Consider the following 13,190-nt stretch of genomic DNA (forward strand, 5'->3'; position numbering starts at 1 on the left):
GGAGGACACCTGACCGGAACCGCTCTGTCAGTCCTCGTCCGCCGTCAACCGCAACGAGACGCTGTTGATGCAGTACCGCTGGTCGGTGGGCGTCGGATACCCCTCACCCTCGAACACGTGGCCGAGATGGGAGCCGCAGCGGGCGCAGCGCACCTCGGTCCGCACCATCCCGTGCGAGCGGTCCTGGATCAGCTCGACCGCGTCCGTGTCCTTCGGGTCGTAGAAGCTCGGCCAGCCGCAGTGGGACTCGAACTTCGTGGTGGAGGTGAACAGTTCGGCACCGCAGGCGCGACAGGAGTACACGCCGGTGGCCTTGGTGTTGGTGTACTCACCGGTGAAGGCGGGTTCCGTCCCGGCCTGGCGGAGTACGGCGTACTCGGCCGGGCTCAGCTCCGCACGCCACTGCTCGTCCGGCTTTTCGACGTCGTACGACATGAAGCTCAGCCCCTTACTTCGCGAGACGGTCCAGGATCAGCGGGCCAAGGTCCGTCACGTCACCCGCGCCCATGGTGAGAACGAGATCACCGGCCTTCGCCATTCCCGCGACCGCCTCGGGCACGTCCGCCGTGTCGTGGACCGGCGTCACGTCCGCGCCCGCGGTCCGCGCCGCCGCGATGATCAGCTCGCTCGTCACCCCGGGGATCGGGTCCTCGCGGGCCGGGTAGATGTCCAGGACCAGCGAGCCGTCCGCGAGCGCGAGGGCCTGGCCCATCTCCTTGCCGAGCTCCTGGGTCCGCGAGAACAGGTGGGGCTGGAAGACGACGAGGATGCGGGCGTCCCCGGCGGCCGCGCGCATGGCCTCCAGGTCGGCCGTCATCTCGGTGGGGTGGTGGGCGTAGGAGTCGATGACCTGCACTCCGGCCGCCTCGCCCTTCAGCTGCAGGCGCCGCTTGACCCCGGTGTACGCGGCCAGGGCCGGCGCGAGTTCGGCGGCGGGGACACCGAGCGCCACGCCCGCGGCCAGCGCGGCCACCGCGTTGTGCGCGTAGTGGCGGCCGGGGACGGAGACCGTGAAGGTGAGCCGGCTGCCGTCGAGGACGACGGTGACCTCGCTCTTTAGGCCCTGCGGCACGACCGACAGGACGCGCACGTCGGCGTCCTCGGCGTCACCGTACGTCACCACGCGCACGCCGCTCGCCGTGACCCGCCGGGTCAGCTCCCGGGCGCCCTCGTGGTCCGCGTTGACGACCAGCGTGCCGCCCTTGGCGATGCGGTCCACGAAGGTCTCGAAGGACTCGTAGATCTCGTCCATCGACGCGTAGTTGGCGTGGTGGTCGAGCTCGACGTTGAGGACGATCGCGACCTCGGGGGCGTACTTGTGGAAGCTGCGGTCCGATTCGTCCGCCTCGGCGACGAAGATCTCGCCCTCGCCGTGCAGCGCGTTCGAGCCGGGGGCGTCCAGGTCGCCGCCGATGGCGTACGACGGCTTGAGGCCCAGCTCGGACAGGGAGACGGCCAGCATCGAGGTGGTGGTCGTCTTGCCGTGCGTCCCCGCGACCGCGATCGGGCGCAGGCCGTCCATCAGCGAGGCGAGGGCGTCGGACCGGTGCACGACCGGGATGCCCAGCTCGGCCGCCCGGGCCAGCTCGGGGTTGTCGGCCCGGATCGCCGACGACACGACGACACAGGTGGCGTCGGCCGCCAGGTGCTCGGCCGCGTGCCCGATGTGCACGGTCGCGCCGAGCGCCCGCAGCGCCTCGGCGGTCGCCGACTCCTTGGCGTCGCTGCCGGCCACCTTCGCGCCGCGCTGCGCGAGGATCTTCGCGATCCCCGACATCCCGGCCCCACCGATCCCGATGAAGTGCGGTCGGTCCATGGCGGTAGGAAGGCCGGGTGCCATGCGTGTGTCTCCCCAAGATGGTGCGGTACGGATGCCGGGCTCAGCCTATGCCTTGCTGTGCGAGAACAGCTTCAGCACCGGTACGCCCACCTTGTGACGGGCCCGGGACGCCCAGTCCCGGTGGAAGAACTCCTCCACGTAGTGCGGGTCGGTCAGGACGATCACCTCGTCCGCGCCGATCTCGTCGACCAGGGACTTCAGCGCGTCCAGGGGGTGGTCCTCGATGAGCCGCCCCTCCGCCTCGCTCCCGGAGACCCTGAGCGCCTGCAGGGAGACCTCCAGGGCCCGCTCCCCCACGCCCTTCGCGGCCTCGCCCTCGGGCGTCTCCCGCTCCCGTACGGCCTCGTCCAGCTCGCCCAGCGCCACGTCGTCGATGGCCCGCAGCAGCCGGTCGGCCTGGTCCCCGCGCGGCTGGAGCAGCACATGGAACGCAACCGCCTCGTCACCGTGCAACGTGGTGACGAACTCCACGTCGGCGGACGTCAGGGCCTTCTCGATCATCAAAACGCTGGTGAACACCGGGCGTCCCCTTCTCTGCGCGCTGCGGAAACCATCCTGCCCCGTTATCGCACGGGTACTGCCGGATTCAGTGTGCCCGCCGGAAGCCAACCGGAACGACAGATTCCGACGATGTCGGTCCCGGCGCCACCGATCGAACTCGGGTTCGGACGGTCAGTGCCTGCGATACCTGCTGAAAAGGAATCCGTCCTCCTCCAGCAGGGAGTCCAGTACGAACCGTGCCGGGACCGCCACCGACGGCCCCCCGGCGATCCGCTGTGCGCTTCCCGCGGTGAGCATCGGGGACAGGGTCAGACAGAGCTCGTCGAGCACCCCGGCGGCCACCAACTGCCCGAGCAGCCGCGGGCCGCCCTCGGTCAGCAGTCGGGTGTGTCCCAGCTCGGCCAGCGCCCGTACGGCCCGCGCGGGGTCCACGCCGGCACCGTCCCCGGCGATCACCACCCGCGCGCCCGCCTTCTCGGCAGCGGCGATCCGGTCCGGGGCCGCCGCCGCGCCCGTCAGGATCAGCGTGGGCACCAGGGGCGAGGTGTACAGCGGGAGCGAGAAGTCCAGGTCGAGGCTCGCGGTGATCACCGCGATCGCCGGCACCGGTCCCTGTCCGGCCGCCTCCCGCGCCTGCGCGAACTCGTCACGCACGCGTGCGGGCCGGTAGCCCTCCTGCCGGACCGTTTCCGCACCGGCGATCACCACGTCCGCCAGGGCCCGCAGCGTCCCGAAGATCCGCATGTCGGTCGCGGTGGAGATGGGGTGCGAGCGGCCGTCGTGCTGGGCGGCCCCGTCCAGCGTGGAGACCATGTTGGCGCGCAGCCACACCTCGGGCCCGCCGGGGCCGGGCCCCAGCTCGGGGTACGCGTAGGCGGCGGCCAGCTCGGCGAGGCTCCAGTCATGGCCGGCCTCGGCTTCCGGGCTCCGGGTCACTGTCTCGTCGGTCACAGGGAACAGGCGTCGCATGTCGTGCAGTGTGGCACGGCCCTTAGCATGGTGAACCGTGTCTACTTCCCCCGCCGCGTCCGGGTCCGGCTCGATGACCGAGACCGTCCCGCCGTCCCTGTGCGACCGTGAGCCGCACGTCCCCGCGGACCGGCTGGTCGCCGAGATGGTGCCGCCGCCGCGGTTCGACTCGGTGCGTTTCGACACGTACATCCCGGACCCGAACCAGCCCAGCCAGACCGAGGCGGTCCGGGCCCTGGAGGGCTTCGCGGCGGGCCTCGGCGGCGCGCACGCGGCCGGCGGCGGCAGGCGCGGCTTCCTCGGTCTCGGAAAGAGCTTCGGGAAGGCCCGGGCGGCCAAGGCCCCGGCGGGCCCCCGCGGTGTGTACCTCGACGGCGGGTACGGCGTCGGCAAGACCCATCTGCTGGCCTCCCTCTGGCACGCCACCCCCGCCGAGCCCTCCCTCAAGGCCTTCGGCACCTTCGTCGAGCTGACCAACCTGGTCGGCGCCCTCGGCTTCCAGAAGACCGTCCAGACACTCTCCGGCCACCGCCTGCTGTGCATCGACGAGTTCGAGCTGGACGACCCGGGCGACACCGTCCTGGTCTCCACCCTGCTGGGCAAGCTGGTCGACGCGGGCGTGGCGCTCGCCGCCACCTCCAACACCCTGCCGGGCAAGCTCGGCGAGGGCCGGTTCGCGGCCGTCGACTTCCTGCGCGAGATCCAGGGCCTGGCGGCCCACTTCCGCCCGCTGCGCATCGACGGCGAGGACTACCGCCACCGCGGACTGCCCGAGGCCCCGGCGCCGTTCACCGACGAGGAGGTCACCAGGGCGGCGTACGCCACCGAGGGCGCCTCGCTCGACGACTTCCCGAGCCTGCTTGCGCACCTCGCCAAGGTCCACCCCAGCCGCTACGGCGCGCTGACCGACGGTCTCAGGGCGGTCTGCCTCACCGACGTGCAGCCGGTGCCGGACCAGTCGACGGCGCTGCGGCTCGTGGTGCTCGCGGACCGCCTCTACGACCGCGAGGTCCCGGTGCTGGCCTCCGGACTGCCCTTCGACCGGCTGTTCAGCGACGAGATGCTGAACGGCGGCTACCGCAAGAAGTACTTCCGTGCGATATCCCGGCTGACGGCGCTGGCGCGCGACGCCAAGGATCTCGTCCGTTAATCAGCGAAACCTCGCACGTCAAGGGCCAGTTCGCGTCAGCGACCCGGCGCGCTTCAGCCTCTCTTCAGCCGGAAACGTTAAGTTAACCCAGCAAACGACTTTGCCGAGCTAAGGTGTTTCTTGACCAGTCATTGACCAGTACTTGGTCTGGACTAGAAGTGCCAACTGTCGAGAGGGGGGCGCATGTTCCGAGGTACGACGGTACGGACCGTGGTAGCGCTCCTCGCCGCCGTTCTTCTGGCGCTCCCTTTCTTCGCATCCTCCGGGGCATTCGCAACCGCGCACACGAGCCGTCAGGCTGAGGCCAAAGCTCTTCCCGGAATCAAGCTCTCCGGCAAGGCGTCACGCGCCGAAGCCCTGGGCAAACGCCACTGCAACCACGTCGGGGACCCGACCGGCCCCCTGCGCACCCGCGACCGGCACCGCGCCGTCGACTTCGCCCCCGAGGGGCCCGAGCGCTCACTGCCGGCTCAGCAGCCGGCGGCCGCGCCCGAGCGGGTCGCATCAGGCGAGTTCCCCCTGTCGAGACCCTCGACAGCCCACGCCCCGGCGGCACTTCAGGTCTTCCGCTGCTGACAGCAGAGCAGCCCCACCTGCGTTCCCCACCTGTCATGTAAGCCGACGCGCCCTTCGGCGCGCCAGGTAACCCGACGCGCCCCCACACGCGCCAGGAGGAGTCACCACATGCAGCCCCTCATCGACAACGCCCGTACGTTCGGACAGCGCCCTGAGGAGTTCGCCAAGCTGGCCGAAGGCCAGTCCCCCCAGGTTCTGTTCATCACGTGCTCGGATTCCAGGGTCGTCCCGGCCCTGATCACGGGCGCCCGCCCGGGCGAGCTCTTCGAGCTGCGCACCGCGGGCAACATCGTTCCCCCCTACGCCTCGGAGCACCCCACCAGCGAGGCGGCCACCATCGAGTACGCCGTGGAGGTGCTGGGCGTCCGCGACATCGTGGTCTGCGGGCACTCGCACTGCGGCGCCGTCGGCGCCCTCGTCCGCGGCGACGACCTGGACGCGGTACCGGCCGTGCGCGACTGGCTCACGCGCGCCACCCCCCGCCCCGCGGGAGCCGCCGAGGACCCGTGCGTGGCCGAGGGCGTGCAGAGCCACGTCCTCGCCCAGATCCTGCGCCTGAGGTCGTACCCCTTCATCGACAAGAAGCTCGCGGAGGACCAACTGACCCTGCACGCCTGGTACTACGAGGTGCACACGGGCGCGGTGCGCGTCCACCGCGCCGAGACCGACGCGTTCGAGGGTCTGTGATCGGCATGATGACCAAATACCCTCACCTGCGGCAGGACTTCGCCGCCTCCCTGGTCGTCTTCCTGGTCGCGCTCCCGCTCTGCGTGGGCGTGGCCGTCGCCTCCGGCGTCCCGGCCGAACTCGGCCTGATCACCGGCATAGTCGGCGGCATAGTCACCGGCCTGATGCGGGGCAGCAGCCTCCAGGTCTCCGGGCCCGCGGCCGGTCTGACCGTGCTCGTCTTCGAGGCGGTCGACGAGTTCGGACTGCCCGCGCTCGGAGTCATCGTGCTGGCCGCCGGACTGATCCAGCTCGCCATGGGCGCCCTGAAGCTGGGGCGCTGGTTCCGGGCGATATCCGTCTCGGTCGTCGAGGGCATGCTGGCCGGTATCGGTCTCGTGATCATCGCGGGCCAGCTCTACTCGGCGGCCGGTCTCAAGGCCCCCGCCTCCGGACTCGACAAGATCCTGGGGCTGCCCGGCGCCGCCGTCGACGCGCTCGGCAGCACCACGGCGCTCGCCTCGCTCGCCGTCGGCGCGGGCACCATCGCGGTGCTCCTGCTGTGGAAGAGGCTCCCCAAGAAGGCACAGACCGTGCCGGGCGCGCTCGCCGCGGTCCTGCTGGCCACCCTGGCCACGCTGGTCCTCGACGCACCGGTCGCGACCGTCGAGGTGAACGGCCTGCTGGACTCCATCCAGCCGCCCGGCATGGACGCCTTCGGCGAACTGGCGAGCCCCGCCATCTTCGGCACGATCATCGCCTTCACCCTGATCGCCTCCGCCGAGAGCCTGTTCAGCGCCGCGGCGGTGGACCGGCTGCACGACGGTCCGCGCACCGAGTACGACAAGGAGCTCATGGCCCAGGGCGTGGGCAACGCGGTGTGCGGCGCGCTCGGCGCCCTGCCCATGACAGCGGTCATCGTGCGCAGCTCCGCCAATGTCCAGGCGGGCGCGAAGACCAAGGCGTCCCGGGTCATGCACGGCGTGTGGCTGCTGCTGTTCGCGGCTCTCTTGCCCTCGACGCTGGCGCTGATCCCGCTGCCCGCGCTCGCCGGCATCCTGATCCACGCGGGCTTCAAGCTGATCCCCTTCCGGGAGATCGTGTCGCTGTGGCGCAGCCACCGCGGCGAGGCACTGATCCTGGTGGCCACCGCCGTCTCGATCGTCGCGGTGAACATGTTCGAGGGCGTGCTGATCGGTCTGGCCCTGGCGGTCGTCAAGACCGCGTGGGAGGCCTCGCACCTCAAGCTGGAGATCGTCGACAAGGGCGCGGGCCCGATCCAGGCGCACCTGTCGGGCAACGCGACCTTCCTCCGGCTGCCGAAGATCCTCGACACCCTGGAGTCGCTGCCCCAGGACCGGCCCGTGGAGCTGGACCTGTCCGGTCTGCACCACCTGGACCACGCCTGCCGTACGGCCCTGGAGAACTGGGCCGAGCGGCACAGCGCGGTCGGCACCGAACCCGTCCGGGTCACGGAGCCGGAGCTGGCGAAGGCCACCACTCCGTAGCGCTCCCCGTCCGGTCCGGGGCCCGTCGTGGCCCCGGACCGGGCACCGGGCATATCGTTGCAGGAGCAGACATACAGACCTCTCGACGAGGGGGTCGGAATGCTCCAGGAACTGTTGACGGCGGCCGTGGCGGCCGCTTCCGCCGGGGTCGTCTACCTCGCGGCGGCGGCCCGGGTCGTCAAGCAGTACGAGCGCGGGGTGGTCTTCCGCCTCGGACGCCTCGCGGGCGAGGTGCGCGAGCCCGGGTTCACGGCGATCGTGCCGTTCGTGGACCGGCTGCACAAGGTGAACATGCAGATCGTCACGCTGCCGGTGCCGGGCCAGGAGGGCATCACCCGGGACAACGTCACCGTGCGCGTGGACGCGGTCGTCTACTTCCGGGTCATCGACGCGGCGAGCGCCCTGGTCAAGGTCGAGGACTACCGGTTCGCCGTCTCCCAGATGGCACAGACCTCGCTGCGCTCGATCATCGGCAAGAGCGAGCTGGACGACCTGCTGTCCAACCGCGAGAAACTCAACGAGGGCCTGGAGCTGATGATCGACAGCCCGGCCGTCGGCTGGGGTGTGCAGGTGGACCGCGTGGAGATCAAGGACGTCTCGCTGCCGGACACGATGAAGCGGTCAATGGCCCGGCAGGCCGAGGCCGACCGTGAGCGGCGCGCCCGGATCATCAACGCCGACGCCGAGCTCCAGGCCTCGAAGAAGCTCGCGGAGGCCGCCAAGGAGATGTCCGAGCAGCCCGCCGCACTCCAGCTCAGGCTGCTCCAGACGGTCGTGGCGGTGGCCGCCGAGAAGAACTCGACGCTCGTCCTGCCCTTCCCGGTGGAGCTGCTGCGCTTCCTGGAGCGGGCGCAGGAGCGCCCGACCGGGACGTGAGGGGCAGGGACACGCTACGCGCGTGGTTCCCGCGGGCCGACCCAGGTGATAGACACAGCGACGTCACAGTCCTGTCCGCCAGCAGGAAGGTTGCTTCGCATGTCTCTGTCCGGTTCTCCGGCGACACGACGTCAGGTCCTGGCCCGCACCGGCGCCCTGGGCGTGGGCATCGCCTTCACCGGCGCCCTGTCCGAACTCTTCGCCGGCACCGCCGCCGCCCAGTCCCTCGGCCACACCGGCTACGGCCCCCTCGTCCCCGACCCGAAGGGGCTGCTGGACCTGCCGAAGGGCTTCCGCTACAAGGTCCTGTCCCGCGAGGGCGACCAGCTCCGCTCCGGCGAGGGCAAGGTCCCCTCCAACCACGACGGCATGACCGCACTGCCCGGCAGACACGGTCGGGTCCACCTGGTCCGCAACCACGAGAACCGCCCCACCGCGGCCATCGCCGTCCCCACCGTCGAGGGCCTGACCTACGACCCGGCGGGCAAGGGCGGCTGTACGGCCCTCACGCTGGACTCCCGCAACAACGTGCTGTCGGAGCGGGTCGCCATCGCCGGCACCGCCGTCAACTGCGCGGGCGGGCACACCCCTTGGGGCACCTGGCTGACCTGCGAGGAGACCGAGGACAAGGCCGGCACCAACGGGTACACCAAGGACCACGGCTTCATCTTCGAGGTCGATCCGACGGACCCGCACAAGAGTGGCGCGGTCCCGCTGACCGCGATGGGCCGCTTCCAGCACGAGGCCATCGCGATCGACCCGAAACGCGGCATCGTCTACGAGACCGAGGACGCCTTCCTCAAACCCTTCGGCCTCTTCTACCGCTTCCTGCCCAACAGGCCCGAGGGCGGCCTCGGTTCACTGCGCGCGGGCGGCCGGCTCCAGGCGATGCGGGTGCCGGGCGTGCCGGACCTCTCGGCGATCCAGGAGACCGGTGCCTGTTTCGAGGGCATCGAGTGGGTCGACGTACCGGACCCGCTGGCCACCCAAACCCCGGTCCGGCTCCAGGACTTCGGCCCGAAGGGCATCACGCACGCCCAGAAGCTGGAGGGCTGCTACTGGGGCGGCAAGAGCGTCTACTTCGTGTCGTCGTTCGCGCGCAGCGCCGATGGTTCTGCCGCCGACCACTTCGGGCAGATCTGGCGCTACGACCCCTCGGAGCGCCGGCTGACCCTGGTGATCGTCTTCGGCCCGGACACCGATGTGCAACTGCCCGGCGAGTCCCCGGACAACATCTGCCTCGCCCCGAGCGGCGGCCTGATGGTGTGCGAGGACGGCAACGGCGCCCAGCACGTCTTCGGCGTCACCCGGCACGGCGAGGTCTACGCGATGGCCCGCGGCCGGCAGAACATCGGCACCCCGGAAGCCCCGGAGTGGGGCGAGTTCGCCGGCGTCACCTTCTCCCCCGACGGGCAGACGATGTACGTCAACTGCTACACGCCCGGGACGACCTTCGCGGTGACGGGGCCCTGGCGCAGGTAGCCGCCCGCCACGACGGCTGGCGCGCTCCGGTCCCCCGGCGCAGGATCGAGGGGCCGGACCCGGACCGGAAGGGGTGCCCCATGGCGAAGAAGGGCTCGAAGACCCACGCGGCGAAGCAGGCGAAGAGGAAGGGCGCGGACGACCTCGCCCTGCGCGAGCTGCTGCGCGTGCCGGGCGGCGAGCCGGTGGACCTGAGCGCCCACGACGCCCGGGAGACCCCGGCCGGTCCCCGTGACAAGCGGGCGGGCCTGGCCGCGATGACCGACCTGGCCACCCCGCTCGCCGACCTGCAGGAACGCCTGTGGGCGGCGAGCACGGCCGGCGACCGGCGCCGGGTCCTGCTGGTGCTGCAGGGCATGGACACCAGCGGCAAGGGCGGCACGGTCAAGCACGCCATCGGCCTGTTCAACCCGTCCGGCTGCCGTATCCGGGCCTTCAAGGCACCCACGCCCAAGGAACTGGGACACCCCTTCCTCTGGCGGATCAAAAAAGCCCTGCCGCACGCCGGTGAGCTGGGCATCTTCGACCGCTCGCACTACGAGGACGTCCTCATCGCCCGCGTCCGCGCGCTCGCCCCGGCCGCCGAGATCGAGCGCCGCTACGACGAGATCAACCGCTTCGAGAAGGCCCTCACCGACGACGGCGTCACCGTGGTCAAGTGCTTCCTGCGCATCTCGTACGGCGAACAGCGCGACCGCCTGCTCAAGCGCCTCGACCGCCCGGACAAGCACTGGAAGTTCAACGTCTCGGACATCGACGACCGCGCCCTGTGGCCCGCCTACCAGCAGGCGTACGAGCTCGCCCTGGAGCGCTGCTCGACCCCGCACGCCCCCTGGTACCTGGTCCCCGCCGACCGCAAGTGGTACCGGAACTGGGCGGTGAGCCGGCTCCTCCTGGAGCACCTGTCGGAGCTCGACCCGCACTACCCGGAGGCGGACTTCGACGTGGAGGAAGCCCGCAGGCGGCTGCTGGAACAGTGAATCCCGGGGTACTCGGGGCACATGACCGAGAACCGGCATGTCAAGGGCTCGTACTGGCTGGAGACGGCACCCGGCGGACCCCGGCCGCCGCTGACCGAGGACCTCGACGTCGACGTGGCCGTCATCGGCGCCGGCATCGCCGGGCTGAGCACGGCATGGGAGCTGACGCGGGCCGGGCGGCGGGTGGCGGTCCTGGAGGCCGGACAGGTGGCCGCCGGCGTCACCGGGCACACCACCGCCAAGCTGACCGCCCTGCACACACTGATCTACGACAAGCTGCGCCGCACCCGCGGCCCCGAGGGCGCCCGGCTGTACGCCCGCTCGCAGAGCGAGGCGATCCAACGGGCCGCCGAGATCGCGGCCGAGCTGGGCGTCGACTGCGACTGGGAACAGCGCAGCGCCTACACCTACGTCCGTGACGAGAGCCGGGTCGAGGAACTGCGGGCCGAGGCGGCGGCCGCCCGGGAGGCGGGCCTTCCGGCGTCGTTCGTGACGGAGACCGGGCTGCCGTTCCCGGTGGCGGGCGCGGTGCGGGTGACCGGGCAGGCGCAGTTCCATCCGCGCAAGTACCTGCTGGCGCTTGCCGAGGACCTCGTCGCCTCCGGTGCGTCCGTCCACGAGCACACGGCCGTCCTCGGGCTCGACGAGGGCGAGCCGTGCCGGCTGTCGACGGACACGCGGGCCACGGTGACGGCCCGGGACGTCGTGGTCGCCACCCACTACCCGATCTTCGACCGGGCCCTGCTGTTCACCCGCCTCTCCCCGCGCCGTGAGCTGGTCGTCGCGGGGACGATCGACCGGGAGCGGGATCCGGACGGCATGTACATCACGCCGGACGAGGACACCCGCTCGGTCCGTACGGCCCCCTGGGACGCCGACCGGCGCCTGCTCATCGTCACCGGCGAGCACTTCACCCCCGGCACGGGCGACACCCGGGCCCGGTTCGACGCCCTCTCCGCGTGGACCACCCGGCACTTCCCCGACGTCGAGCTCACCCACGCCTGGGCCACCCAGGACAACGACCCCACCGACACCGTGCCGCTCGTCGGCCCGCTGCACCCGGGGGCCCGGCACACCTACGTGGCCACCGGCTTCGGCGGCTGGGGCATGAGCGGCGGAATCATGGCGGGCCGGCTCCTCGCGGCCCAGATCACCGGTGAGCAGTGCGCGTGGAGCGAGCTGTACGACCCGCGCCGCCTGCTGTCGACGGTCCGCGAGGCCCCGACCTTCCTCAAGACCCAGGGGAAGGTGGCCCGCCACTTCGTCGGCGACCGCCTGCGCCCCGCGCCCCCGCTGGAGTCCCTGCCGCCGGGAGAGGGTGCCGTGGTCCGGGTGAACGGCGACCGCCTCGCGGTCTACCGCGACGACGACGGCAACCTCCACGCCGTCTCCCCCCGCTGCACCCACCTCGGCTGCCTGGTCTCGTTCAACGGGGCCGAGGACGCCTGGGAGTGCCCGTGCCACGGCTCCCGCTTCGACACGGACGGCAAGGTGATCCAGGGACCGGCGACCAAGCCGCTGGAGCGGCGGGACATCTGAGCGGGTGACGTCCACGGCCGGGGTGAGAGGTAAATAGTACGGTTCGCCATATTTTCATACGGTGATCACTCTTGTACGACGCGTCACCGCCGCCTGTGCCCTCGGTGCCGCCCTCACGGCCTGCGCCGCCGCTCCCCACCAGGCCCCTCGGCCGGCCCGCCCGGCACCCTCCGCGACGTCCGCACCCTCCGCGCCCCCCACCCTCGCCCCCGGCCCCGGAGGCCTGACCCCCGTCTTCACGAACGGCTCCCGCACCCACGGCAGGACGGTCGCGCTCACCTTCGACGCCGACATGACCGCGGACCAGGGGGCCCGGGCAGCGGCTGGCGAGCGCTTCGACAATCCCGGGCTGATCGCGGCGCTGCGGGCGCTGAAGGTGCCGGCCACCGTGTTCATGACCGGGCGGTGGGCCGAGGAGTATCCACGGCAGGCCCGTGCCATCGCGCGGGACCCGCTCTTCGAGATCGCCAACCACTCCTACAGCCACTACGCCTTCACCGACGACTGCTACGGGCTGCCGACGGTCTCCGGTGACCGGATGCGGGCCGACGTGGAGCGGGCCTATGAGGCGTTCCGCAGGGCGGGGGTGCCGGACGCGAGGCCGTACTTCCGTTTTCCCGGCGGCTGCTACGACCGGCGGGCGCTGAAGGCGCTGACCCCGGTCGGGGTGACCGCCGTGCAGTGGGACGTGGTGAGCGGGGACGCGTTCGCGACGGACGCGGCAGCCGTGTCCCGGCAGGTGCTGGAGGGGGTGCGCCCGGGGTCGGTGGTGGTCATGCACTGCACGCGCAGTGCCGCGCCGACGACGGAGCGGGTGGTGCGGGCCGTGGTGCCCGAGCTGCGGGCGCGGGGGTTCCGGTTCGTGAAGGTGTCCGAGCTGATCGGGTCCTAGGCTGATGGGGTCCTAGGCTGGAGGTATGAGCGAGGACTACTGCACGATCGGCGAGGGGCCGAAGCCTCCGGTTGCCGACGGGCCGCCGTACGCGGAATGTGTGGTGTGCCGGGAGCCGACGGAGTATCCGGAGTCGTACAAGGGGATCACGCTGTGCCCGGTGTGCGAGTGGCAGGAGGCGCAGCGGACGGCCTGCTCCGGGTGACCTTAG

General features: G+C 71.4%; 14 protein-coding genes. 10 read left to right on the forward strand and 4 right to left on the reverse strand.

Going from position 1 to position 13,190, the window contains the following annotated elements; genetic code table 11:
• Positions 1 to 27 precede the first annotated feature (27 nt).
• The 4 genes from msrB to ACGFWE_RS32770 form a co-directional block, all read right to left on the reverse strand.
• A complete protein-coding gene (gene msrB, locus ACGFWE_RS32755) occupies positions 28 to 435 on the reverse strand; it encodes a peptide-methionine (R)-S-oxide reductase MsrB (protein ID WP_393603634.1) in 408 nt (135 codons plus the stop codon).
• A gap of 13 nt (positions 436 to 448) precedes the next feature.
• Positions 449 to 1,840, reverse strand: a complete 1,392-nt coding sequence (gene murC, locus ACGFWE_RS32760) for a UDP-N-acetylmuramate--L-alanine ligase (RefSeq protein ID WP_393603636.1) — start codon at positions 1,838 to 1,840, stop codon at positions 449 to 451.
• Between the two features lie 45 nt (positions 1,841 to 1,885).
• Positions 1,886 to 2,359, reverse strand: a complete 474-nt coding sequence (locus ACGFWE_RS32765; RefSeq protein ID WP_393603638.1) for an indole-3-glycerol phosphate synthase — start codon at positions 2,357 to 2,359, stop codon at positions 1,886 to 1,888.
• Positions 2,360 to 2,512: 153 nt separating this feature from the next.
• Positions 2,513 to 3,310 carry a pyrimidine reductase family protein gene (locus tag ACGFWE_RS32770; RefSeq protein ID WP_352382025.1) on the reverse strand — a complete coding sequence of 266 codons (798 nt, stop codon included), beginning with the start codon at positions 3,308 to 3,310 and terminating at the stop codon, positions 2,513 to 2,515.
• A gap of 73 nt (positions 3,311 to 3,383) precedes the next feature.
• Here ACGFWE_RS32770 and zapE point away from each other — a divergent pair, with 73 nt between their 5' ends.
• The 10 genes from zapE (at position 3,384) to ACGFWE_RS32820 (ending at position 13,184) form a co-directional block, all read left to right on the forward strand.
• Positions 3,384 to 4,460, forward strand: a complete 1,077-nt coding sequence (gene zapE, locus ACGFWE_RS32775; RefSeq protein WP_352382550.1) for a cell division protein ZapE — start codon at positions 3,384 to 3,386, stop codon at positions 4,458 to 4,460.
• Positions 4,461 to 4,643: 183 nt separating this feature from the next.
• On the forward strand, positions 4,644 to 5,036 hold the full coding sequence (locus tag ACGFWE_RS32780) for a hypothetical protein (protein WP_352382027.1): 393 nt from the start codon (positions 4,644 to 4,646) through the stop codon (positions 5,034 to 5,036).
• A 108-nt stretch (positions 5,037 to 5,144) separates the two neighbouring features.
• Positions 5,145 to 5,723, forward strand: coding sequence for a carbonic anhydrase (locus ACGFWE_RS32785; protein ID WP_352382029.1), 579 nt, complete (start codon positions 5,145 to 5,147; stop codon positions 5,721 to 5,723).
• Positions 5,724 to 5,728: 5 nt separating this feature from the next.
• The gene (locus ACGFWE_RS32790) at positions 5,729 to 7,210 is read left to right on the forward strand and encodes a SulP family inorganic anion transporter (RefSeq protein ID WP_352382031.1); all 1,482 of its coding nucleotides are present in this window, start codon (positions 5,729 to 5,731) and stop codon (positions 7,208 to 7,210) included.
• Positions 7,211 to 7,309: 99 nt separating this feature from the next.
• Entirely contained in the window at positions 7,310 to 8,086 is a 777-nt protein-coding gene (locus ACGFWE_RS32795; protein ID WP_352382033.1) for a slipin family protein, read from the forward strand.
• Between the two features lie 99 nt (positions 8,087 to 8,185).
• On the forward strand, positions 8,186 to 9,568 hold the full coding sequence (locus ACGFWE_RS32800) for a PhoX family protein (RefSeq protein WP_352382035.1): 1,383 nt from the start codon (positions 8,186 to 8,188) through the stop codon (positions 9,566 to 9,568).
• An 80-nt stretch (positions 9,569 to 9,648) separates the two neighbouring features.
• On the forward strand, positions 9,649 to 10,548 hold the full coding sequence (locus tag ACGFWE_RS32805) for a PPK2 family polyphosphate kinase (protein ID WP_393603642.1): 900 nt from the start codon (positions 9,649 to 9,651) through the stop codon (positions 10,546 to 10,548).
• A gap of 21 nt (positions 10,549 to 10,569) precedes the next feature.
• Complete coding sequence (locus ACGFWE_RS32810) at positions 10,570 to 12,087, forward strand: FAD-dependent oxidoreductase (RefSeq protein WP_393603644.1); 1,518 nt, start codon at positions 10,570 to 10,572, stop codon at positions 12,085 to 12,087.
• 61 nt (positions 12,088 to 12,148) lie between these two features.
• On the forward strand, positions 12,149 to 12,979 hold the full coding sequence (locus ACGFWE_RS32815) for a polysaccharide deacetylase family protein (RefSeq protein WP_393603646.1): 831 nt from the start codon (positions 12,149 to 12,151) through the stop codon (positions 12,977 to 12,979).
• 25 nt (positions 12,980 to 13,004) lie between these two features.
• Entirely contained in the window at positions 13,005 to 13,184 is a 180-nt protein-coding gene (locus ACGFWE_RS32820; protein ID WP_393603648.1) for a hypothetical protein, read from the forward strand.
• Positions 13,185 to 13,190: the final 6 nt, after the last annotated feature.

This window comes from Streptomyces sp. NPDC048523 (assembly GCF_043199815.1).
Lineage (GTDB): Bacteria > Actinomycetota > Actinomycetes > Streptomycetales > Streptomycetaceae > Streptomyces.